Annotated in this window: 22 protein-coding genes and 1 tRNA gene; 13 read left to right on the top strand and 10 right to left on the bottom strand. The window is 63.7% G+C overall.

The features are described from left to right. Nucleotides 1-41: 41 nt before the first annotated feature. The 3 genes from EP376_RS02565 to lon form a co-directional block, all read right to left on the bottom strand. Nucleotides 42-116, bottom strand: a tRNA-Val gene (locus tag EP376_RS02565). Between the two features lie 113 nt (nucleotides 117-229). Next, on the bottom strand, nucleotides 230-571 hold the full coding sequence (locus EP376_RS02560) for an HU family DNA-binding protein (protein ID WP_127653962.1): 342 nt from the start codon (nucleotides 569-571) through the stop codon (nucleotides 230-232). A gap of 229 nt (nucleotides 572-800) precedes the next feature. Then, a complete protein-coding gene (lon, locus tag EP376_RS02555) occupies nucleotides 801-3209 on the bottom strand; it encodes an endopeptidase La (protein WP_127653961.1) in 2409 nt (802 codons plus the stop codon). A 553-nt stretch (nucleotides 3210-3762) separates the two neighbouring features. Here lon and EP376_RS02550 point away from each other — a divergent pair. Then, nucleotides 3763-4572 (top strand): SRPBCC family protein, encoded by an 810-nt coding sequence (locus tag EP376_RS02550; protein ID WP_127653960.1) that lies wholly within the window; start codon nucleotides 3763-3765, stop codon nucleotides 4570-4572. A 22-nt stretch (nucleotides 4573-4594) separates the two neighbouring features. Here EP376_RS02550 and EP376_RS02545 read toward each other — a convergent pair whose 3' ends face one another. The 3 genes from EP376_RS02545 to tgt all read right to left on the bottom strand — a co-directional run bounded on the left by EP376_RS02545 (nucleotide 4595) and on the right by tgt (nucleotide 7271). After that, complete coding sequence (locus EP376_RS02545; protein WP_164744843.1) at nucleotides 4595-5512, bottom strand: alpha/beta hydrolase; 918 nt, start codon at nucleotides 5510-5512, stop codon at nucleotides 4595-4597. A gap of 52 nt (nucleotides 5513-5564) precedes the next feature. Further along, nucleotides 5565-6077, bottom strand: a complete 513-nt coding sequence (locus EP376_RS02540; protein ID WP_127653958.1) for a class I SAM-dependent methyltransferase — start codon at nucleotides 6075-6077, stop codon at nucleotides 5565-5567. A 63-nt stretch (nucleotides 6078-6140) separates the two neighbouring features. Beyond that, complete coding sequence (gene tgt, locus EP376_RS02535) at nucleotides 6141-7271, bottom strand: tRNA guanosine(34) transglycosylase Tgt (RefSeq protein ID WP_127653957.1); 1131 nt, start codon at nucleotides 7269-7271, stop codon at nucleotides 6141-6143. Between the two features lie 174 nt (nucleotides 7272-7445). On the opposite strand from tgt, the gene EP376_RS02530 reads away from it, so the two are divergent. From EP376_RS02530 to EP376_RS02515, 4 genes are all read left to right on the top strand, one after another. Next, complete coding sequence (locus EP376_RS02530; protein ID WP_127653956.1) at nucleotides 7446-7802, top strand: SUF system Fe-S cluster assembly protein; 357 nt, start codon at nucleotides 7446-7448, stop codon at nucleotides 7800-7802. Between the two features lie 104 nt (nucleotides 7803-7906). After that, nucleotides 7907-9094 (top strand): multidrug effflux MFS transporter, encoded by a 1188-nt coding sequence (locus EP376_RS02525; RefSeq protein ID WP_127653955.1) that lies wholly within the window; start codon nucleotides 7907-7909, stop codon nucleotides 9092-9094. A gap of 50 nt (nucleotides 9095-9144) precedes the next feature. After that, nucleotides 9145-9510, top strand: coding sequence for a HesB/IscA family protein (locus EP376_RS02520; protein ID WP_127653954.1), 366 nt, complete (start codon nucleotides 9145-9147; stop codon nucleotides 9508-9510). Continuing rightward, complete coding sequence (locus EP376_RS02515; protein WP_127653953.1) at nucleotides 9507-9815, top strand: TfoX/Sxy family protein; 309 nt, start codon at nucleotides 9507-9509, stop codon at nucleotides 9813-9815. Before EP376_RS02520 ends, EP376_RS02515 begins: the two co-directional genes overlap by 4 nt. Nucleotides 9816-9827: 12 nt before the next feature. Here EP376_RS02515 and EP376_RS02510 read toward each other — a convergent pair whose 3' ends face one another. Continuing rightward, the gene (locus tag EP376_RS02510; protein WP_127653952.1) at nucleotides 9828-10742 is read right to left on the bottom strand and encodes an isopenicillin N synthase family dioxygenase; all 915 of its coding nucleotides are present in this window, start codon (nucleotides 10740-10742) and stop codon (nucleotides 9828-9830) included. Nucleotides 10743-10839: 97 nt separating this feature from the next. Between EP376_RS02510 and tpiA the strand changes: the two genes are divergently transcribed. Together tpiA and EP376_RS02500 are read left to right on the top strand one after the other, a co-directional pair. Next, nucleotides 10840-11577, top strand: a complete 738-nt coding sequence (gene tpiA, locus EP376_RS02505) for a triose-phosphate isomerase (protein WP_127653951.1) — start codon at nucleotides 10840-10842, stop codon at nucleotides 11575-11577. Between the two features lie 69 nt (nucleotides 11578-11646). Continuing rightward, nucleotides 11647-12816, top strand: a complete 1170-nt coding sequence (locus EP376_RS02500; RefSeq protein ID WP_127653950.1) for a cytochrome P450 — start codon at nucleotides 11647-11649, stop codon at nucleotides 12814-12816. Nucleotides 12817-12923: 107 nt separating this feature from the next. Here the strand turns inward: EP376_RS02500 and EP376_RS02495 are convergent, their stop codons facing one another. Next, the gene (locus EP376_RS02495; RefSeq protein WP_127653949.1) at nucleotides 12924-13544 is read right to left on the bottom strand and encodes a hypothetical protein; all 621 of its coding nucleotides are present in this window, start codon (nucleotides 13542-13544) and stop codon (nucleotides 12924-12926) included. A 235-nt stretch (nucleotides 13545-13779) separates the two neighbouring features. Continuing rightward, nucleotides 13780-14241 carry an Lrp/AsnC family transcriptional regulator gene (locus EP376_RS02490; RefSeq protein WP_127653948.1) on the bottom strand — a complete coding sequence of 154 codons (462 nt, stop codon included), beginning with the start codon at nucleotides 14239-14241 and terminating at the stop codon, nucleotides 13780-13782. Between the two features lie 140 nt (nucleotides 14242-14381). Between EP376_RS02490 and cysG the strand changes: the two genes are divergently transcribed. From cysG to EP376_RS02460, 6 genes are all read left to right on the top strand, one after another. Next, nucleotides 14382-15794: a siroheme synthase CysG gene (gene cysG, locus EP376_RS02485; protein WP_127653947.1), complete on the top strand. Its 1413-nt coding sequence runs from the start codon at nucleotides 14382-14384 to the stop codon at nucleotides 15792-15794. Next, entirely contained in the window at nucleotides 15794-16102 is a 309-nt protein-coding gene (locus EP376_RS02480; protein ID WP_127653946.1) for a DUF2849 domain-containing protein, read from the top strand. Before cysG ends, EP376_RS02480 begins: the two co-directional genes overlap by 1 nt. 47 nt (nucleotides 16103-16149) lie before the next feature. After that, nucleotides 16150-17820 (top strand): nitrite/sulfite reductase, encoded by a 1671-nt coding sequence (locus EP376_RS02475; protein ID WP_127653945.1) that lies wholly within the window; start codon nucleotides 16150-16152, stop codon nucleotides 17818-17820. After that, entirely contained in the window at nucleotides 17810-18553 is a 744-nt protein-coding gene (locus tag EP376_RS02470; protein ID WP_127653944.1) for a phosphoadenylyl-sulfate reductase, read from the top strand. Before EP376_RS02475 ends, EP376_RS02470 begins: the two co-directional genes overlap by 11 nt. 22 nt (nucleotides 18554-18575) lie before the next feature. Further along, nucleotides 18576-19001, top strand: coding sequence for a DUF934 domain-containing protein (locus tag EP376_RS02465; RefSeq protein WP_127653943.1), 426 nt, complete (start codon nucleotides 18576-18578; stop codon nucleotides 18999-19001). A gap of 75 nt (nucleotides 19002-19076) precedes the next feature. Further along, complete coding sequence (locus EP376_RS02460; RefSeq protein ID WP_127654706.1) at nucleotides 19077-19916, top strand: ferredoxin--NADP reductase; 840 nt, start codon at nucleotides 19077-19079, stop codon at nucleotides 19914-19916. Nucleotides 19917-19991: 75 nt separating this feature from the next. Here EP376_RS02460 and EP376_RS02455 read toward each other — a convergent pair whose 3' ends face one another. Further along, entirely contained in the window at nucleotides 19992-20960 is a 969-nt protein-coding gene (locus EP376_RS02455; protein WP_164744842.1) for a hypothetical protein, read from the bottom strand. Nucleotides 20961-21026: the final 66 nt, after the last annotated feature.

The following is a 21026-nucleotide window of genomic DNA, read 5'->3' as shown; positions in this document are numbered from 1 at the left end:
AAACCAAAGCCCGCCCCGGATCAAGATCATACAGAGGGAAATGGTGGGTGATGAGAGATTTGAACTCCCGACATCTTCGATGTGAACGAAGCGCTCTACCACTGAGCTAATCACCCGCGAGGCATCGTTTAGCCAAGCCGCGCCCCCTGTTCAAGAGGCAACGACGCACACAAAGCCAGGGCCCCTCGCTTTCCAGCCGGGACTGCCCGCCCGTCAGCGCCTCCCGTCTTCAGCTGTCAGACGGGGTCGCGGAATTCCGGACCAGCCGGAGCACAAAGGTCTTGCCTCGGGGTGTCGCCTTTTCACGCTGAAGCTTCAGCTTGCCAAAGCCGGGCAGATCAATGTCCTCGCCATTCTCGATCGCCTCGCCGATCACCGCCATCGTGGTCTCGATCGCGGTCCGGGCCTCACCCTTGCGCATGCCAGAACGGTCGACCACGCGCTCCAGCACATCGCGCATCCGCAATTGCAGCCGGGGCTCGATCTTTTGATCCGTCGATTTCTCCGTCACATCCGCCTTGGCCGAGCCCTTGGGGGCTGTTGTTTTCAGTTTGGTGACCTTGCTGGTCATACACGTTCTCCCACTACTCGGAGAAATGACTAGCAGGCGTGGTGCGCGCCCGTCACCCTACTATCGGTCGTGGATATGTCGAATCTGACAGATCGTTGCAGACGGTTGCGGCAACGCCCCGGATCGCGGGCACATTGCGCAGTATGGGAGCATGAAGAACAAAAAAAGGACGCGGCCCGAGGGTCGCGTCCCTGTTTCATGTTCGGCCGCGTGGCGACCGAGGCCTGCCTCAATGCGCGGTGGCTGCGGCCCCGCTGTCATCGGACTTGGAGGCGGCAAGTGCCGCGGCCTCCTCGGCGGCTTCGTCCCATTCGATGGGCTCCGGCCGGCGGACCAGCGCATGTTCAAGAACTTCCGACACATGGCTGACGGGGATGATCTTGAGCCCCTCTTTCACGTTGTCAGGGATCTCGGAGAGATCCTTTTCGTTCTCTTCGGGGATCAGAACCGTGGTGATCCCGCCGCGCAATGCCGCCAGAAGCTTTTCCTTGAGCCCGCCGATCGGCATCGCATTGCCCCGCAACGAGACTTCGCCGGTCATGGCGATGTCCTTGCGCACGGGGATCTGCGTCAGCACCGACACGATCGAGGTCACCATGGCGAGGCCCGCGGACGGACCGTCCTTGGGCGTGGCGCCGTCGGGGACGTGGACGTGGATGTCCATCTTGTCGAATTTCGGCGGCTTCACCCCAATTTTCGGCGCGATGGAGCGGACATAGCTTGACGCCGCATCGATGGATTCTTTCATCACGTCGCCCAACTTGCCGGTCGTCTTCATCCGGCCCTTGCCAGGAAGGCGCAGGGCTTCGATCGACAGCAGCTCGCCACCCACCGAGGTATAGGCCAGCCCGGTGACGACACCGATCTGATCCTCCTTCTCGGCAAGGCCGAAGCGATACTTCTTGACGCCGAGATAGTCGTTGATGTTCTCGGCCGTGACCTCGATCTTTTCGGCTTCGCGCTTGACGATCTTGGTGACCGCCTTGCGCGCGACCTTGGCGATCTCGCGCTCAAGGTTCCGCACGCCCGCTTCGCGGGTATAGGTGCGGATCATCTCGCTGATGGCCTCGTCGGTCAGCACGAATTCCTTTTCCCGCAAGCCGTGGTTCTTCATGACCTTGGGCAGGAGGTGCTGTTTCGCGATCTCGCGCTTTTCATCCTCGGTGTAGCCGGCCAGCGGGATGATCTCCATCCGGTCCAGAAGCGGCCCCGGCATGTTGTAGGAGTTCGCCGTAGTCAGGAACATCACGTTCGACAGGTCGTATTCCACTTCGAGATAGTGGTCGACGAAGGTGTTGTTCTGTTCCGGATCCAGCACTTCGAGCATGGCCGACGCCGGGTCACCCCGGAAATCCTGTCCCATCTTGTCGATTTCATCGAGCAGGATGAGCGGGTTGGTCGTCTTGGCCTTCTTCAGCGCCTGGATGATCTTGCCCGGCATGGAGCCGATATAGGTCCGACGGTGGCCACGAATCTCGGATTCGTCGCGCACCCCGCCCAGCGAGATGCGAATGAACTCGCGCCCCGTGGCCTTGGCGACAGATTTGCCGAGGCTCGTCTTGCCCACGCCGGGAGGGCCGACAAGGCACATGATCGGGCCCTTCAGCTTTTTCGAGCGTTGCTGCACGGCGAGGTATTCGACGATCCGTTCCTTGACCTTGTCGAGACCATAATGGTCGGCGTCGAGGATCGCCTCGGCGCGAGACAGATCCTTCTTGACGCGGGATTTGGTGCCCCACGGGATCGCCAGCATCCAGTCGAGGTAGTTGCGCACGACCGTGGCTTCTGCCGACATCGGGCTCATGTTCTTGAGCTTCTTCAGCTCGGCCTCGGCCTTTTCGCGCGCCTCTTTCGACAGCTTGGTCTCAGCGATCTTTTCCTCGAGTTCGGCCAGTTCGTTGGCTCCGTCCTCGCCGTCGCCCAGCTCCTTCTGAATGGCCTTCATCTGCTCATTCAGATAATATTCGCGCTGGGTCCGCTCCATCTGGGTCTTGACCCGGGTCTTGATCTTCTTCTCGACCTGCAGGACGCTCATTTCGCCCTGCATCTGGCCATAGACCTTTTCCAGCCGTTCCGCGATCGAAAGCGTTTCCAGAAGCTCCTGCTTCTGGTCGACCTCGACACCGAGGTGACCAGCGACCAGATCGGCCAGCTTTGCCGGTTCTGTGGCTTCCGTCACGGCGGCAAGCGCCTCTTCGGGGATGTTCTTGCGCACCTTGGAATAGCGTTCGAATTCCTGCGCGACAGACCGGACCAGCGCCTCGACGACCTGCGGATCGCCCAGTTCCTCGTCCAGAAGTTCGGCGCGGGCCTCGAAGAAGTTCTCGTTCTCGATGAATTCGGTGATCTGCACGCGGGCCTTGCCCTCGACCAGGACCTTGACCGTCCCGTCAGGCAGTTTCAGCAGCTGCAGCACATTGGCCAGAACCCCGGCCTTGTAGATGCCGTCCGAACCGGGATCGTCTTCACCCGGGTCGATCTGGCTCGACAGCAGGATCTGCTTGTCGTCGGCCATCACCTCCTCAAGTGCGCGCACCGATTTCTCGCGGCCCACGAAGAGCGGCACGATCATGTGCGGGAATACCACGATGTCCCGCAGCGGCAGGACCGGGTAGGAGGCGCTCATTGGGTTTTCCATGCTCGTTTCCTTGTTCTTGGCAAACGACCCGCGGTCCCGCATCAGCGGCAACATCTGGGATCGTTCCGTTTCCGAACGCTTAATCTGGGGCGCGGACCGCCCTCTTTCAAGCTTAGTTCCTTGATGCCGACTGTGCCCCTAGCTGCGCGCGGCCACAAGTGGCCTTTGCCGTGAATTCCATGCAAAACGCAGGTATCGACGCGCGGGGACCGGTTTCGGCCGGCCAGTGAACCGCGCCTGACGCCGGATCGATTCACTCCGGGAAAATTCCTCACCACCGCCCCGGATAAGCCGCAAATCAAGGCGATTTTTGCAAGATCAGCTTCGGGTGGGGAAAACCGGAACTGGATCGATGAGGTGCCATACCGACGCTCAGATATCACGACCGCGCCTGTTGGGGCGTCCCGGCAGATCGGCTGCACGCAAGCCCCGAGACGCGAAGATCGTCATCCGCCCCCAACCGACCCTGATGGGCGCCTTTCAACGGGTGCCCCGTTCCGCGCCGCAGGCCGACAAGCCCCCGGCCCGTTCAAGTCTTAAAGAGTAATACAAGATGCCAAGCATTCTGATCCGACAGCGCCGAAGGGTAATCCTGTTCACATCATGCCTTCTGCTGGCCGCCATTCTGCGGATCGGGTTATCTCCGCTCGTGGTGCTGTTCGCGATTCCGGGCATCGGTCTTCCGGCGCTGATCGTGAAATACGCCCCCGACCTGCGGCGGACGATCGAGGCGACGGCGCTTGGGATTGTGGTGATCGCGGCCATGCCGACACCGGCGGTCAGCCTTCTGACGCTGATCCCCGCGGGAAGCTATCTCGCCTTTCATGTCCTTTACGGCCCGTGGTCTGACCGGATTCCGCTGCGTATCTCGCTGCTCAGTTCGCGCGCCGCCAAGGTCTCGGCCCCGGTCGAGGCGGTCTGGGATCAGCTGATCCCGGGCGAGGCCGAACCCGAACATCACTGGACCGGAAACCTCGCCGACACCATGGCCGATCCGGACGATCCGATGACGCTCCACCTGCGCCGGCGCCGGATCAATGGCCTGCTGGAAGAGATGACCCTGACCTTCATCGATTATGTCGCCGATCGCAGCTGCCGCTATATCCTCGAACGCAGGACGGACGGGATCATCGACGAATCCATCACCACGTTCAGCGTCGACCCCATTGGCGACGAAGAAACGGTGGTCGAGAGTTTCATGGCGCAGCATGCCATGCTGCCGCGCGTCGCGCTTGACCGGATCCTTGATGATTTCATGGGCGACGAATGGGACGGCCCGGGCATCAAGTCGACACGCAAGCGCACCTGGGTCTTTCACAACCGTGACCGCTCGCCCCTGCCCGCGCTGCCGCACCCGGCCTGACCCGGGACGCGTGTCGCAATCGTCAGCCCGGAGGCAGCTGCCGATCAAGCCAGCCTGCCACAGCCTCCGGCACCCGGCTGTCCATCCCGGTCTTCAGCTGGCGCGGATAATCGGCGAAGCCCGGTGCCTCGCTCCGCCGCAGCAGATGCGAGAGCCCGTCTAGAACCAGCAGTTCGGCATTCGGATTGGCCGCCGCGATGGCGGCGCCGTCCGCGGGCGGGCATTGCACATCCTCTGCCGCGACCAAAAGCAGCGTCGGCAAGGTCTGACGGAGTTGCAGGCTGCGCACATCGGCGTCGAGAAAATCCCTCAGCCAGCGCGCGGGCACCTTCTGACCCATGAGCCGAAACGTCCCGGTCGTGCTGGCGCGCGCCTTGTCGATCAGCCGCTGCTGCATCTGCAGGGGCGTGCCCACGACCCGGCCCACGGCCCGCGCGATCCGGCCCTTGAGGCCCGGCATGGACTGAACCATCGCCTCGGCATGACTGGCCTGCCAGCGCAACAGATCGTCGCCCGGCGTCACGTAGGGGCACACTAGGATCAACCCCGCGACCGGCTCCCGTTCGGCCGCCATGGCGGCAAGCGCCGTGCCCTCGGAATGGCCACAAAGGTAGATCGGTGCCGCTGACAGCGTTCGGGCCTTCGCGATCCATGCGCAGACATCGTCGGTCAACTCCGCCTGCCCCGCTTCGAGATATGTCCCGGTCGATGCGCCGCAGCCGCGCTTGTCATAGCGGATCGACGCGATGCCCTTGGCCGCCAAGGCGGTCGCAATCGTATTGAAGGCGTTAAGCGGCGCGCCCTTTGCATTCTCGTTCCGGTCCAGAGGCCCCGACCCATGGATGAACAGGACCATGCCGCGCGCCACGCCATCAGGCCGGACCCATGTGCCCTCGAGGCGGGCCCGTGAGGACGTGACGGTCACTGTCTCTTCGATCATGCGCGTTTTTCCAGCGGCGACCTTTGGGCGGGAAACGCATTCCCCGTCGTGGTCAGCTACGTCTTGCAAACAGGTATCCGGGCTTGCGGTATTCGACCGCCCAACTCGCCTCATGTTGGACCATCGCGCGTTCAAAATCGGGGATATTCGTCTCCTCGTCCGCGATCAGCATCCACCCGCCCGCGCCCACGTGATCCAGAAGCCCCTCCAGAACCCTGTTCCGCGGGTCCCGGTCCAGCATATGAAGCGTGCGGTCGATCAGGATCACGTCAAACGTGCCCTCGGGCTTGAACGAGACGATATCGCCAACGATCCCCTCTATGGGCAGACCCTCTTTCGCCGCCACGGCGAGAAGGTCGCGGATCCCGTTGGGCGCGATATCGACCCCCACCACGTGATGTCCCGCCCGCGCGAGAAACAGTGCATCGCGCCCTTGTCCGCAGCCGAGATCGAGGATGCGGGCGCCGGGCAGATCATATCGGCCGAAGAAATCCACGAACTCCCGGCTTGGCGGGCCAAGGGCGTCGGGCGTCTCGCCATAGAGCCTGTCGTAATCATATCCCATGAGGAGAACGATACCCGACGTGTAGAGCTTTGGCCAAGTAAACCTGACCGCGTTTTTTGGCCGTCACAGGGGCTCGATATCGCCCTCGGCTCTCTGGGCATGGAAATCGGCCACGAATGCGGACAGCGTCTGCTCGGCGATCGCCCCGCGCAGCCCTGACATCAGCTCCTGATAATAATGCAGGTTGTGCCATGTCAGCAGCATGCCCGAGATCATCTCGCCGGCACGAAACACATGGTGCAGGTAGGCGCGCGAATAGTTGCGGCAGGCGGGACAGGTGCAGGCCTCGTCCAGCGGGCGGGGGTCGTCGGCATGGCGGGCGTTCTTGATGTTGATCTGACCGCGCCGGGTCCAGGCCTGACCCGTCCGGCCCGAGCGGGACGGCAGCACGCAATCCATCATGTCGATCCCGCGTTCGACCGCGCCCACGATGTCATCGGGCTTGCCCACGCCCATCAGGTAGCGCGGCTTGTCGGCAGGCAGGAACCCGGGGGCATAATCCAGAACGCCGAACATCGCCTCCTGCCCCTCGCCCACGGCAAGGCCGCCGACCGCATAGCCTTCGAACCCGATGGCCTTGAGCGCCTCGGCCGATTCCTCGCGCAATTCGCGTGTGACGCCCCCCTGCATGATCCCGAAAAGCGCGTGCCCCGGCCTGTCGCCGAACGCGTCGCGCGACCGCGCGGCCCAACGCATCGACAGCCGCATGCTGGCCGCGACGGCCTCATCGCTGGCCGGAAGCGCGGGGCATTCGTCAAAGGCCATCACGATATCAGAGCCCAGAAGCCGCTGAATCTCCATCGATCTTTCGGGCGTCAACTCGTGCCGGGAGCCGTCGATATGGCTGCGGAAGGTGACGCCGTTTTCCGTCAGCTTGCGCAGGTCGGCGAGGCTCATCACCTGAAACCCGCCCGAATCCGTGAGAATCGGTTTGTTCCAGTTCATGAAGTGGTGAAGCCCGCCCAGCCGGGCGATCCGCTCTGCCCCGGGGCGCAGCATCAGGTGATAGGTATTGCCCAGAAGGATATCCGCGCCGGTCGCGGCCACGCTTTCGGGCATCATCGCCTTGACGGTCGCCGCCGTGCCCACGGGCATGAAGGCGGGCGTGCGGATCGTGCCCCGCATCGTCTGGATCGTGCCGGTGCGCGCCGCGCCATCGGTGGCGGCAAGCGAAAAGGAAAAGGGCTGTGTCATGGTCTTAATCCGTAGGTCCGGCCCTCTTCTGGACCGGGGCCCGCGGAAATGAAAGCCCGGAACCGGCCCGACACCGCCGCGAAGAGCCGCAAGACAGCCTTCGCTTTACCTCCCCGATCCAATTCCTATATGAACAGTCAGGAATTAGGATCACGGACCGCGAAGGAGTTCGCAATGCCAGACACCCAGCTTGAAGGCACGCCCCTCATCGCCCCCTCGAGTACCGACCATCCGATGTACGAGTCGGTCGTGGAGGCCTGCCGGTCCGTCTATGATCCCGAGATCCCGGTGAACATCTACGATCTGGGGCTTGTCTACACGATCGACATCTCGCCCGAAAACGAGGTCCGGATCATCATGACGCTGACCGCACCGGGCTGTCCCGTCGCGGGTGAGATGCCCGGCTGGGTCGCCGATGCCGTCGCGCCGCTTCCGGGGATCAAGCAGGTCGATGTCGATCTGACATGGGAGCCGCAATGGGGCATGGACATGATGTCCGACGAAGCGCGGCTTGAACTGGGCTTCATGTAGCCCGTCAACCGGCCACGTCCCACACTGCAAACCGCCGAGGATTCGTCTGGTAGGTCAACCGGTTGCGTCATAGAGTTACGCGACTCGCGATTGGACCTCCTGACATGACGACCGTCTCTCCACCGCGCCTGTCGACACTTGTCCTCATGGCAATCATCGGCATCATTGCGCTCAACATGACCTTGCCGTCGCTGGCCCACATGGCCGGCGATTTCGACATCACCTATGCCGAAGCGAGCCTGTCGATCTCGTTGTTCATGATCGTGACGGCAGTCCTGCAGTTGATCGTCGGCCCGATCGCCGATGTGGTGGGCCGGCGCCCCGTGCTTCTGGCCTCGTTGGTCATCTTTCTGCTGGCCTCGGCGGGCTGCGCATTGGCGCCGAACTACCTGACATTCATGATCTTCCGGGTGCTTCAGGGCGCTGTCATCGTTGCGAACCTGCTGTCGCGGGCCATCGTGCGTGACACCTCCGCCCCGCAAGAGGCAACCGGACGGCTGGCAACCATCGGCATGGTCACTTCGCTGGGACCCATGGTCTCACCCTTTCTGGGTGGCCTGCTGGATCAGGCGTTCGGATGGCGGGCCACCTACCATGTCTTCTGGGTGCTGGGGCTGGCGTTGCTGTGGTTGTGCTGGGCGGACGTGGCCGAGACGGGCCGCGCGCAGGGCAAGACACTGGCCCAGCACGGGCGCGCCTATGGCGCATTGATCCGCAACGGCAAATTCTGGTCTTATGCCATGAGCCTCGGCCTTTCTGTCGGGGTGTTCTTCGGCTTCCTGACAGGCGCGCCGCTCTTGGCGACCGAAACCTTCGGGCTGAGCCCGGCCCTTTTGGGCATTGCCCTCGGCGCGCCGCCCGTGGGCTTTCTGCTGGGCAATGCGCTCTCGGTGCGGCTGAGCACGCGCATGTCGGTGGGCCAGCTTGTCATCGCCGGACGGCTGGTCTCGGTCATCGGTCTGAGCCTTGCCTTGATCACATGGTGGCTGACCGGCGGGACGGCGCTGTCCTTCTTTGCCTTCATGCCCTTCATCGGGCTGGCAAACGGCCTGACCCTGCCCGCCGCGAACGTGGGCGCGATGTCGGTCGAGCCCGATCTGGCCGGGAGCGCCGCGGGCCTGTCGGGGGCGCTCATGGTGGGTTCGGGTGCCGTGATGTCCTACCTGACGGGCTGGATCCTGACCGGGGCGGCCGATCCGCTCCGGCTCTTGATGCTCCTCGTGGCGACCTCGGTCCTTGCGCTGATCGTCGCCCTGCCGGTTCTCAATCACGAACTTGCGCTCGAGGCTTGAGAAGCGATCCCGTCCGCCTTAGGTTGAAGTCGACGAAAAGGAGTTTTCCAATGTTCGGCATTCCCGGCAATCCGCCTGTCACGATCACCGATGCGGCCGCGACCCAGATCGCGAAGCTGATGGCCGATGGCGGCCACCAGGGTCTTCGCATCGGCGTCAAGAAGGGCGGCTGCGCGGGCATGGAATACACCATGGATTACGTCGATAGCATCGAGGCCCATGACGAGGTCGTCGAACAGAACGGCGCCAAGGTGATCATCGCGCCGATGGCCCAGATGTTCCTGTTCGGCACCCAGATCGACTACGAAACCTCGCTTCTGGAATCGGGCTTCAAGTTCCGCAATCCCAATGTTGTCGATGCCTGCGGATGCGGCGAATCGATCAAGTTCGACGAGAGCCTCAGCGCCGGGGAATGAGCGTCACCGACGCCGACATCGCCTACGCGACCGAGCTGTTTTCGGGCGTGGGCCCGCTGACGACCCGCAAGATGATGGGTGGCCTCAGCATCTATTGCGAGGGTCAGATCTTCGCCATCCTGTCGAGCGAGGCGCGCATATACCTCAAGGCCACGGGCGATTTCGCCGAGGCGCTGGCCGCTGAAGGCGCGGAAATCTTCGAGATGGGCGGGCGTAGCATGGGATACTGGACCCTCCCCGACGCCGCGCTTGACGATCCCGACCTCGCCACCGACTGGGCGCGCCGCGCGCTGGCCGCGCTGTGACACCCTGGGCCGTCAGGCCTTGTGTTGCAGGTGGACATAGGTTTCGGCAAAGCGACGGTTCAGGTGATCGCCTGCACGGATGAGCTGGCCCGAACCGGGCGGCGCCACATTCGCATCAAAAGACGGGTTGAAGAAAAGCGGTACGGAAATCCGCTCCTCCGGGCCGCCCTGAACCCTGTGCAACGTGGCCTTGGCGGCACCATCGGTCCAGAATTCCAGCATTTCGCCGAAATTGATGATGAATTCCCCGGGATCGGCCCGCACCGGCAGCCAGTCCCCCGATGGCATCCGCACCTCGAGCCCCGGCACACCATCGGTCGCCAATAGCGTCAGGCAGCCGTAATCGGTGTGCGCGGCGATCCCGAAATCCTTGTCCCCGGCCCAGTCAGGGCGGGGGGGATAGTAATTGCCGCGCAAGAGCGCCATCGGCGGATCGAACGCCCGATCAAAGGCCCCGCCGTCGCCGCCCGTGGCTGCCGAAAGGGCGCGCAGGATATCCATCGCGACATCCATCGCGCTCGCGAAATAGCTCTCGATCTCGGGGCGGAACCCGGGCAAATCCTCGGGCCACAGGTTCGGGGCATAGACCGGCAGGTTGCGGGCGGCCATCGGATGACCCTCGGGCAATTCGCGTCCGCAATCGAACACTTCCTTGAAATCGGGGTTCGCGCCGGGATCGACCTGTTCGGATTTCGGCCCGCCCCAACCGCGATTGGCCCCAGTCCGGGCCATGTCGACCGAGCGCTTGCGCGCCTCGGGCAGACGAAAGAAGCGGCGATAAGCGTCCAGAACACGCTCCACTTCGGTGGCGCCCAGCGCGGTATTGCCCAACGTCAGGAAGCCCACCTCGCGCACCGCGACACCCAGCCGCGCCATTTCGGCCGGATCGCGCGCGATCAGCGCCTCAAGATCGAACCTCGGGATCATCCCGGCCCCTCCGCCTTGCATTTGTGCCCCGACGGGCCCGGTGCTAAGACGAAAATCATCCGTCCACCGTGACGCACGACAGCCCGCAGGAGCAAGCATGCGCAAAAGACTAGCCGCAGGAAACTGGAAAATGAACGGAACCTCCGGGTCGCTTTCCGAACTCGAGGCGCTGGCCGCCGCGCATCCCGCCCCGTCGGTCGAGGTTCTGATCTGCCTGCCCGCCACGCTGATCGAACGTGCCTCACGCCGGGCCGAGGGGTCGGCCATCGCGATCGGCGGGCAGGATTGCCACGCCGCTGCCTCGGGCGCGCACACCGGCGACATCGCGGCCACGATGCTGGTGGACGCAGGCGCCAGTGCCGTGATCGTCGGCCATTCGGAACGGCGCACCGATCACGCGGAGACAAGCGCACATGTCGCGGCCAAGGCCATCGCCGCGCAGTCGGCCGGCCTGACCGCGATCATCTGCATCGGCGAGACGCTGCAGGAACGCGAGGCCGGCACCACGCTCTCCGTCCTCGATGACCAGCTTGCGGGCTCGCTTCCCGATGGGGCGGACGCGGGTAACACGGTGATCGCCTATGAACCCGTCTGGGCCATCGGCACCGGCCTGACCCCCACGATCGACCAGATTGACGAGGTTCACCGCCATCTGCGTGCGCGTCTGGCCGCCCGGGGGCTTGCGGATATCGCGATCCTCTATGGCGGCTCGGTCAAGGGATCGAACGCGGCCGAGATCTTTGCGGTCGAGGATGTCGACGGCGCGCTGGTCGGCGGGGCCTCTCTCACGGCGGCCGATTTCTCGCCCATCGTCACGGCGCTCGAGGCCAGCTGACATCCAATGTTCCGGAACGCCGCCCCGTCGGCGCTTGCATCACCCGCCCCTTGAGGCCAGCCTTCGCGCATGGAAACGATCTCGCAATCCCCGACCGACCCGGCCTTCGTGCAGGACCCCTACCCGTTCTATGAACGCGCCCGCACCATGGGCGATCTGGTCTATTGGCAGGATTATGCCATGCCCTGCGCCACGTCACACAAGCTGGTCTCGGCCCTGTTGCGTGACAAGCGGATGGGGCGCGAGCCTCCGCCTGGCAAGGGTCCCGTCATCACGGAACGGACCCGCCCCTTCTACGAGGTCGAGGCCCATTCCATGCTGGCAATCGAACCGCCCCGCCACACGCGGCTGAGGGGCCTTGTTCTAAGGGCCTTTACTTCGCGCCGGATCGCCGCGCTGGAGCCCGAGATAGAGGCCCTGTGCCATCAACTGATCGACGCCTTCCCGCATGACCAACCCTTCGATCTGATCGCTGCCTATGCCCGCACGATCCCGGTCGTCATCATCTGCCGCCTTCTGGGTGTTCCGGAGGAACGGGGCGAGGACCTGCTCGCCTGGTCCAACGCGATGGTCGCCATGTATCAGGCCCGCCGCACGCCCGAGATCGAGCAAGAGGCGTCACGCGCGACCATCGAATTCGCCGAATTCATGCGCAGCTACGTGGCCGAGAAACGCCATCATCCCGCCGACGACCTGATCACGCATCTGATCGCGGCGGAACAGGACGGAGAACGGCTCTCGACGGATGAGTTGATCACCACCGCGATCCTGCTTCTCAATGCGGGCCACGAGGCCACGGTTCACACCATCGGCAATGGCGCAAAGGCCCTGATCGAGGCCGGAACGCCGCCGATCACGCCGGCTTGCGTCGAGGAGGTCATCCGCTTTGACCCGCCACTGCACCTGTTCACGCGCTGGATCTATGAGGAGGTCGAGATCGCGGGACATCGCTTTGCCCCCGGCGACGAGGTCGGCTGCCTGCTGGCCGCCGCGAACCGCGATCCATTGGCCTATCCCGATCCGGCCCGGTTCGACCCGGCCCGCACCGGCCCGGCGAATACATCGTTCGGGGCCGGCATCCATTTCTGTGTCGGGGCACCCCTCGCCCGGCTGGAACTGGACGTGGCCTTCCGCATCCTGTTCGCCCGCTGCCCCGACCTGCGCCTGGCCGAGTCCCCGCATTTCGCCAACCTCTACCACTTCCACGGGCTGGAACGGCTGATGGTGGAGACGGGCTAAAGCGACCGGGCTGCGATCCACTTGATTTCCCATACGACTGGAAGGGCGAGCATGAATTGAACCCGCCCTTGAAGGTCAGATTTCCAGCTGGGTCCTGATCCCTCGTCTCAGAGGCCGCCTTCGGCTGCGAAGCCGAAGCCTGCGACGGAGGCCGACTCCTGGGCTACACCGTCAAGCTCGATGTCGAGCTCGTCGCCCACCTCGCCAGAAAGCGGAAAGGTGAAGAACGTCGTGCCGCTCGCCTCGTCGACGAAAACCGCCAGTTCGGCTTCCAGATCGCCGGACACTGAAAACGACGTTCCGTCCGAGTAAGAACCGCTCAAGTCGCCTGACAGTATCGCAGGATCAGCGGCTCCGTCATCAAAATCGACGAGCACCGATCCGCTTCCGGAAAACCCGCCTGACACTTCGCCGATCAACTCGATATCGCTCGGGGCCAGGGTCTCGTATTCCTCGAAAAGAGGGAGCTGGTAGATGCCCAAATTGCTGATCTCGACGTTGCCAGTATTGTCATCAAAATTGACGTTGGCAGTCATTTCTCCGATGATCTCGTCGCTGACGCCAGCAGTCATGTTGACCCCAACAGGGCCCGAAGCGTCAGAGATTTGGAACCCTGCGATCCCGTCGTAGCGAACGTTGCCTTGCGGAATCTGGTCTTGCGGAATCGGAATTGGCTCACCAACCCCGAAGGTCGCGTTCGAGGCATCGGCAATATCGGCGCTCGACAAGGTATCGCTCCCTTGGCCCCCTTGCCCCCCGTCGCCCACTGACGACACGCATCCACCGAGTGCCACCGCAGACACCATCAATGCCATTTTCGTCTTCATAGGCTTCCCCCCAATCCAGTTTGCAGCAATACATGCTCCAACAGGCAGGCGCCTTTTTTTATTTAAAGTCAATAATTTAATTATTAGGTATTAAAATACCTCATTCTTGACCCTACTGAGAGTGTGACACGGCGCTTCACAATGGCAGCGCCGTTGTCGATTTGATCTCTTCCATGCTCAGCAAGGCCGTGACGTTGAACACCCGGACCTCGGAGATCAGCGCCTGGTAAAAGGCGTCATAGGCGCGCGCATTGGGGACGCGCACCTTGAGGATATAGTCGATATCGCCAGCCAGCCGGTGCGCCTCCTGCACTTCGGGGCGCGCCTTGAGGGCCGCGAGGAACCGCGCCTGCCAGTCAGCCTCGTGCTCGCTCGTGCGGATCAGGACAAAGAAGGTCGCCTCGAAACCCAGCGCCTCCGCATCGAGGGCCACGGTCTGCGCGCCGATGATCCCCGCGTCGCGCAGTTTGCGAATCCGGTTCCAGACCGGCGTCTTGGACGAGCCCACCGCCTTGGCGATTTCATCGAGGGACCGGGACGCATCGGTCTGAAGCTCGATGAGGATCTTCCGGTCCGTCTCGTCAATCCGAACAGCCATTCGCCCTTTTCCCCTCGCGAGAAACAGCCGTCACATCTGACGGCTCATTTGGAACACATGTTCTTATATAGCCCATGATCTAGCAAAATTACAGAACAATATTCTATATTGGGATCAGAATTCATGGGATAGACCACGTCATGCAGCACTTCCCCATCTTCCTGGCCGTCGCGGGCCGCCGCATCGTCGTCTCCGGCAACGGGGAAACGGTGCTGGCCAAGTTGCGGCTTCTTCTCAAGACAGAAGCGCGGATCACGGTGATCGGCGCAGACCCCGCCGACGGGCTGCGCGATCTGGCCGATCAGGGGCGGATCACATTGATCCCGCGCCCGATGCAGGCGGGAGACGCGATCTGCGCGGCGCTGTTCTATGCGGCCAATGACGATGCCCGCGAAGACCGCCGGGTAGCGGCCCTCGCACGGGCCGAAGGAGCGCTGGTCAATATCGTCGACAACCTCGAAGACAGCGCCTTCATCACCCCCGCGATCGTGGATCGCGATCCGGTGACGGTGGCTATAGGCACCGAAGGCGCGGCCCCGGTTCTGGCCCGCCGCATCAAGGCCGATCTGGAAGAACGGCTGCCGGCCTCGCTCGGTATCCTCGCCCGGATCGGAAAGGGCTTTCGCAGCGTGGCAGAGCGGCTGCCCATGGGTCGGGTGCGGCGGGAATTCTGGGCCGAGTATTACGACAGGGCCGGACCCGCGGCTTTTGACGAAGGCGGCGAAGAGGCGCTGCGCCCGACACTCGACGCCCTCCTCGACCGACACCTTGCCGCGCCCGTGCGCGTGGGTCGGGTCGATCTGGTGGGCGCAGGTCCGGGCGATCCCGATCTTCTGACGCTCAAGGCACGCAAGGCGCTCGACCGGGCCGATGTCGTGATCTTCGATCAGCTGGTCTCGGCCCCGATCCTTGAACTCGCCCGCCGCGAGGCGGTGATGATCCATGCCGGCAAGGAGGGCTTCGGCGCTTCGATGCCGCAGTCGCGGATCAACGAGCTGATCATCAGCCATGCCAAAGCGGGCGCCCATGTCGTGCGCCTGAAATCCGGCGATCCCACGGTCTTTGGCCGCCTCGACGAAGAGATCGAGGCCTGCGAGGCCGCCGGTATCGACTGGTCGGTCGTGCCGGGGATCACCGCGTCCTCGGCCGCCGTGGCGGGCATCGGGCAAAGCCTGACGAAGCGGGGCCGCAATTCGGGCGTCCGGTTCCTGACCGGCCACGACACCAAGGGTTTTGCCGAACATGACTGGGCGCAGCTGGCCCGTCCGGGCGAGGTCGCGGCCATCTACATGGGCAAGAAAAGCGCGCGTTTCATTCAGGGGCGGCTCCTGATGCACGGCGCCGATCCCGCGACGCCCGTGACGGTGGTCGAGAACGCGTCTCGCCCTGATCAGCGGGTCCTGACGACCACGCTCTCCCGTCTGGAACCGACATTGAGCGAGGCGGGGCTGACCGGCCCTGCCCTGACATTCCTGGGCCTCGCCCCCCGCGCGGCCTGCGCCGCCCCTGCCGCCACGAGAACCTCTGAAATCCAAGCAGCAGGAACAGCCTGATGACACGAGACTTCACCCCCAAGGTCGTCACCGCGAGCGCGCTTCTCGAGGGCGACGCGGTCTGGCTGACCGAAGATGACCGTTGGACGCGCAACATGGCCGAGGCCGAATTGATCGAGGACGAGGCGCATGGCGATATCCGGCTTCTGTTCGCGCAGAGCCAGTCCGAGACCGTCGTCGGCGCCTATCTGGCCGATGCGAAAGCCGGTGAGGCCGGGCCGGAGCCCATCCATTTCCGCGAGGCCTTCCGCACGCGCGGCCCCTCGAACTATCGCCACGGCAAACAGGAAGCGGGCCCGAATTTCTAGAAATTCGGGCGGACCAAAATTCGCGAATTTTGGTGAAAGGAAGAGACATGTATACGTACACCGATTTCGATGAACGCTTTGTCCGCAACCGCGTGGCCGAATTCCGCGCCCAGGTCGCGCGTCGCATCGCGGGCCACCTGACAGAGGACGAATTCAAGCCGCTGCGCCTGATGAACGGCCTCTACCTCCAGCTCCACGCCTATATGCTGCGGGTCGCGATCCCATATGGCACCCTGAACGCGGCACAGATGCGGCAGCTGGCCATGATCGCGGATCGCTGGGACAGGGGGTATGGCCACTTCACCACCCGCCAGAACATCCAGTTCAACTGGCCCGAGCTGCGTGACGTGCCCGACATGCTCGATGCGCTGGCCGATGTGGGGATGCATGCGATCCAGACATCCGGGAATACGATCCGCAACGTGACCGCCGACCATTTCGCAGGTGCCGCCGCCGACGAGATCGAGGACCCAAGACCCTATGCCGAGCTGCTGCGCCAATGGTCGACCGATCACCCGGAATTCCAGTTCCTGCCGCGCAAGTTCAAGATCGCCGTGACGGGAAGCCCCAACGATCGCGCCGTGACCCGGGCCCATGACATCGGGCTGCGGATGGTGCGCGATGCTTCGGGCGCGCCGGGGTTCGAGGTCATCGTGGGCGGTGGCCTTGGCCGGACGCCGATGGTCGGCAAGGTGTTGAACCCCTTCCTGCCACGCGAAGATCTACTGCCCTATGTCGAGGCGATCGTGAGCGTCTATAACCTGCTCGGGCGACGCGACAACAAGTACAAGGCCCGGATCAAGATCACAGTTCACGAGCACGGGATCGACGAGATCCGCCGGCTGGTCAATGAACGTTTCGAACAGATTAGACCGACAATACCCCCTATCGACCCCGAATATTTTGCACAAATCGAACAATCTTTCGCTTTACCGGTCTTCAGGGCCGCTCCGGTCGACGGATACGAGGCGACCCGGGCGGCCGACCCCGCATTCCGCGCCTGGACCGACACAAACCTCGCCCCGCACCGGGCCGAGGGTCATGCGATCGTGTCGATCTCTCTGAAGTCCCACGGCGCCACCCCGGGGGACGCGACCTCGGAGCAGATGCGGATCATGGCCAAGCTTGCAGAGCGCTATGGCCATGATGAACTCCGGATCAGTCACGAACAGAACGTGATCCTGCCCCATGTCCACAAATCCGATCTGCCCGCGATCTACGCTCAGCTGCGCGCGGCGGGCCTTGCCACGGCGAATATCGGCCTCGTCTCGGATATCATCGCCTGCCCCGGCATGGACTACTGCGCGCTGGCGACCGCCCGCTCGATCCCGGTCGCGCAGGAAATCGCGATGCGGTTCGACGAACTGAAGCTGGAACACGAGATCGGGCCCCTGAAGATCAAGATCTCGGGCTGCATCAATGCCTGCGGGCACCACCATGTCGGCCATATCGGGATCCTCGGTCTCGACCGCGCCGGCGTCGAGAACTACCAGATCACGCTGGGCGGCGACGGCACCGAAACCACCGTGATCGGTGAACGTGCCGGGCCCGGATTTTCGGCAGACGAGATCGTGCCAGCGGTCGAACGGTTGGTTCTGGGCTATCTCGACCTGCGCGAGGCACCGGACGAGACCTTTATCGAGGCCTATCGCAGGCTGGGGGCCGCCCCGTTCAAGGCGTTTCTTTATCCACAGGAGGCCAAGGCCAATGCCGCTTGATGGAATAGACACGCAGGTCACCGCGCTGAACGCGCGGTATCGCCACCACGGCGCCACCGCCGTCATGGAGACGGCCCTGCGCGACGCCGATCTGGGCCGGATCGCACTGGTGTCGTCCTTCGGGGCGGAATCGGTCGTGTTGTTGCACATGGTCTCGGTGATGGACCGGCGGCTTCCGGTGTTGTTCATCGACACCGAGATGCTGTTCGCGGAAACGCTGACCTACCAGATGGAACTGACCGAACGGCTGAGGCTCGAGAATGTTCAGGTCATCCGCGCCGACAGGTCTGCGCTCTTCGAGCGTGACAACGAAAACCTGTTGCACCTGCATGACCCGGATGCCTGCTGCCATCTGCGCAAGACAGAGCCGCTGCAACGCGCGCTCGAGGGCTATGACAGCTGGATCACGGGCCGCAAACGATACCAGGGCGCCACGCGCACCAACCTCGATTTCTTCGAATCCGAGGCAGGACTTCGGATCAAGGTCAATCCTCTGGCCCATTGGGACAAGGGCGATGTCGCCGATTACATCGCGGAGAACCGGCTACCCCGGCATCCGCTTGTCTCGCGCGGCTATCCCTCCGTGGGCTGCGCCCCCTGCACCACCCGCGTCAACGACGGCGAAGACCCGCGTGCCGGCCGTTGGCGCGACCTCGACAAGGTCGAATGCGGCATCCACTTCGCCGGCGGGCGCCTCGTGCGCTCCGGCGCCACCGAACAGACGCCCGGCTGAGACGCGGCGACAGGAGAGACAGATGACAATCATCGTCACCGACACGGGCTTTGCACCCGATGATTTCGCAGGACCCGAATTGCGGGTCGAGGCGCTACCGGCCAATGATTGCGCGGGGTTCGCGGTGACCCTGCCGTCCGATACGGCACCCGATGCGCTCACAGGCCCTCTGCTGGAGGCCGCGATGATCCGGATCGAGTTTCCGACATTTGCCGACGGGCGCGGCTTCACCCTGGCGCGGCTTCTGCGGATCAACGGCTATCGCGGACGGCTGCGCGCGGCGGGCCACGTGATCGCCGATCAATACGCCATGGCGCGGCGTTCGGGCTTTGACGAGGTGGAAATCGCCGACGAGCTCGCCACCCGACAACCAGAGCCGCATTGGCGCGCCCGCGCCGACTGGCAGGCGCATGATTATCGCAACAGGCTGGCCCGCCCGGGCGCCTGATTCCGACCGGGCTTTAACTGATCCAGATCAACGACTATGAGGAGAGGCGGCCCTAGATGGCTGTCCATGACAGAGATGACCGAGCAAGCACCCGTGACACAAGCCACCGCCACCAAGGTCGCAGCCCTGCCCGATGCGCAGACAGTGACCTCCGTTCAGCATTACACCGACCGGCTGTTTGCCTTTCGGGTAACGCGCCCGCAATCGCTCCGCTTTCGTTCCGGCGAATTCGTGATGATCGGCCTGATGGGCGACAATGGCAAACCGCTGTTGCGGGCCTATTCGATCGCCTCGCCCTCCTGGGACGAAGAGCTGGAATTCTATTCGATCAAGGTCCCCGACGGGCCGCTGACATCGAAGCTGCAGCATATCCAGCCGGGCGACGAGATCATCCTGCGGCCCAAACCCGTGGGCACGCTGGTCCATGACGCGCTTCTGCCAGGCAAACGGATCTATTTCTTTTCCACCGGGACAGGGTTTGCGCCTTTCGCCTCGCTCCTGCGCGATCCGCAGACCTACGAGGATTACGACGAGGTCATCATCACCCATACCTGCCGCGAGGTGGCCGAGCTGACCTATGGCCGCGACCTGATCGAAAGCATCCGCAATGACGAGCTGTTGCAGGAACTGATCGGCGAGGAAAACCTCGCCAAGCTGCGCTATTACCCCACCACGACCCGCGAAGAGAGCCCCAAGATGGGCCGGATCACCACGCTGATCGAGAACGGCGAATTGTTCGCCGATCTGGGCGTGCCGCCGCTCAACCCCGAACACGATCGCGCCATGATCTGCGGAAGCCTCGCCTTCAACATCGACGTCAAGGCGCTGCTGGAACAGGCAGGCCTGCGCGAGGGCGCGAATTCGGAGCCCAAGGAATTCGTGGTCGAAAAGGCCTTTGTAGGCGACGGTATCTGACACGGTCCGCCACCCGGAATGCAAAGCGCCGCGCGAGTATCCTCGCGCGGCGCTTTTTCTTTTTCGTTCAGACCGTTACTGGCCGAGCGCGTCCCGGATCTGGCCCAGAACCGCGTCGCGGATCAGCGGGTTGTTGATCGCGCCCTCGATGGCGGTGACCAGCGTCTGCTTGGTGCCGTCATCCAGCGAGCTGCCATTGATCGCGGTTGTGATCGCCTCGAGATCGAGGTTCTCGGGATCGAGGAGGCTGTCGAGGTCGAGACCGCCTTCGGCGGGCGCCTCCTCGGCCATCTCTTCGGTCACTTCTTCTGTGGCGGCAGCGGATTCGTCGGCCACCTCTTCCGCGGCCTCGGTGCCTTCTTCGACGACGACTTCGGCAGGCTGATCGGCGGTTTCGGTCGCGTTCTCGACCGCAGCGTCGGTCCCGTCCACGAGGTCGGTGGCGCCATCGACGGCCTCTTCGACGGCCTCTTCGGCTCCGTCGACCATGTCCGCCGCGGTGTCTGCGGCGTCCGTCATGGCGTCTTCTGCCACATCGGCGGCCCCTTCGGCCGCGTCGATCGCCTCGTCAACCATCTCTTCACTCGCCGCGGCGGCGTCTTCGGCGGCTTCGGTCGCATCGGCAACGGCGCCTTCGACGGCCTCTTCGGTCGCATCCATCGCGTCACCGGCGGCGTCGGTCACCTCTTCGACGGTGCCCTCGACGGCCTCGGCGGCTTCTTCGGCCATGTCCGCGGCCTCGGCGGCGGCAGCCTCGGCAGCGGCGGCAGCTTCGGCGGCTTCCGCTTCGGCGGCGGCTTCAGCCTCGGCAGCAGCGGCCGCGGCGGCTTCGGCGGCAGCCTGAGCTTCGGCCTCGGCGGCGGCAGCAGCGGCTGCGGCTTCCTCTTCTGCGGCAGCGGCGGCGGCGGCGGCTTCAGCTTCTGCGGCTTCCGCGGCGGCCTCGGCCGCCTCGATCGCGGCCTGCTGGGCCTGCTGGCTCGAGTAATACCAATACCCACCGCCCGCAATGACGAGCACGCCGATAATGGCAACAATGCGGTTCATGTCCATTTCCCTCCGGAATCACTAGTAATCGTCCGTTGATCGAACGCCTTCGCTATGTCAGATGGG

This window comes from Alexandriicola marinus (assembly GCF_004000435.1).
Classification (GTDB): Bacteria; Pseudomonadota; Alphaproteobacteria; order Rhodobacterales; family Rhodobacteraceae; genus Alexandriicola; species Alexandriicola marinus.
Note: the sequence above shows the minus strand (reverse complement) of the source record. Positions and strands in the feature narration are given on the sequence as shown.

Coding starts and splice junctions, on each gene's coding strand:
- EP376_RS02550 (WP_127653960.1), top strand. CDS start 3,763: ATGCCAAGCATTCTGATCCGACAGCGCCGAAGGGTAATCCTGTTCACA.
- EP376_RS02515 (WP_127653953.1), top strand. CDS start 9,507: ATGAGCGTCACCGACGCCGACATCGCCTACGCGACCGAGCTGTTTTCG.
- EP376_RS02560 (WP_127653962.1), bottom strand. CDS start 571: ATGACCAGCAAGGTCACCAAACTGAAAACAACAGCCCCCAAGGGCTCG.
- EP376_RS02520 (WP_127653954.1), top strand. CDS start 9,145: ATGTTCGGCATTCCCGGCAATCCGCCTGTCACGATCACCGATGCGGCC.
- tpiA (WP_127653951.1), top strand. CDS start 10,840: ATGCGCAAAAGACTAGCCGCAGGAAACTGGAAAATGAACGGAACCTCC.
- EP376_RS02530 (WP_127653956.1), top strand. CDS start 7,446: ATGCCAGACACCCAGCTTGAAGGCACGCCCCTCATCGCCCCCTCGAGT.
- tgt (WP_127653957.1), bottom strand. CDS start 7,271: ATGACACAGCCCTTTTCCTTTTCGCTTGCCGCCACCGATGGCGCGGCG.
- cysG (WP_127653947.1), top strand. CDS start 14,382: ATGCAGCACTTCCCCATCTTCCTGGCCGTCGCGGGCCGCCGCATCGTC.
- EP376_RS02500 (WP_127653950.1), top strand. CDS start 11,647: ATGGAAACGATCTCGCAATCCCCGACCGACCCGGCCTTCGTGCAGGAC.
- EP376_RS02540 (WP_127653958.1), bottom strand. CDS start 6,077: ATGGGATATGATTACGACAGGCTCTATGGCGAGACGCCCGACGCCCTT.
- lon (WP_127653961.1), bottom strand. CDS start 3,209: ATGGAAAACCCAATGAGCGCCTCCTACCCGGTCCTGCCGCTGCGGGAC.
- EP376_RS02465 (WP_127653943.1), top strand. CDS start 18,576: ATGACAATCATCGTCACCGACACGGGCTTTGCACCCGATGATTTCGCA.
- EP376_RS02455 (WP_164744842.1), bottom strand. CDS start 20,960: ATGAACCGCATTGTTGCCATTATCGGCGTGCTCGTCATTGCGGGCGGT.
- EP376_RS02480 (WP_127653946.1), top strand. CDS start 15,794: ATGACACGAGACTTCACCCCCAAGGTCGTCACCGCGAGCGCGCTTCTC.
- EP376_RS02490 (WP_127653948.1), bottom strand. CDS start 14,241: ATGGCTGTTCGGATTGACGAGACGGACCGGAAGATCCTCATCGAGCTT.
- EP376_RS02470 (WP_127653944.1), top strand. CDS start 17,810: ATGCCGCTTGATGGAATAGACACGCAGGTCACCGCGCTGAACGCGCGG.
- EP376_RS02460 (WP_127654706.1), top strand. CDS start 19,077: ATGACCGAGCAAGCACCCGTGACACAAGCCACCGCCACCAAGGTCGCA.
- EP376_RS02510 (WP_127653952.1), bottom strand. CDS start 10,742: ATGATCCCGAGGTTCGATCTTGAGGCGCTGATCGCGCGCGATCCGGCC.
- EP376_RS02545 (WP_164744843.1), bottom strand. CDS start 5,512: ATGATCGAAGAGACAGTGACCGTCACGTCCTCACGGGCCCGCCTCGAG.
- EP376_RS02475 (WP_127653945.1), top strand. CDS start 16,150: ATGTATACGTACACCGATTTCGATGAACGCTTTGTCCGCAACCGCGTG.
- EP376_RS02525 (WP_127653955.1), top strand. CDS start 7,907: ATGACGACCGTCTCTCCACCGCGCCTGTCGACACTTGTCCTCATGGCA.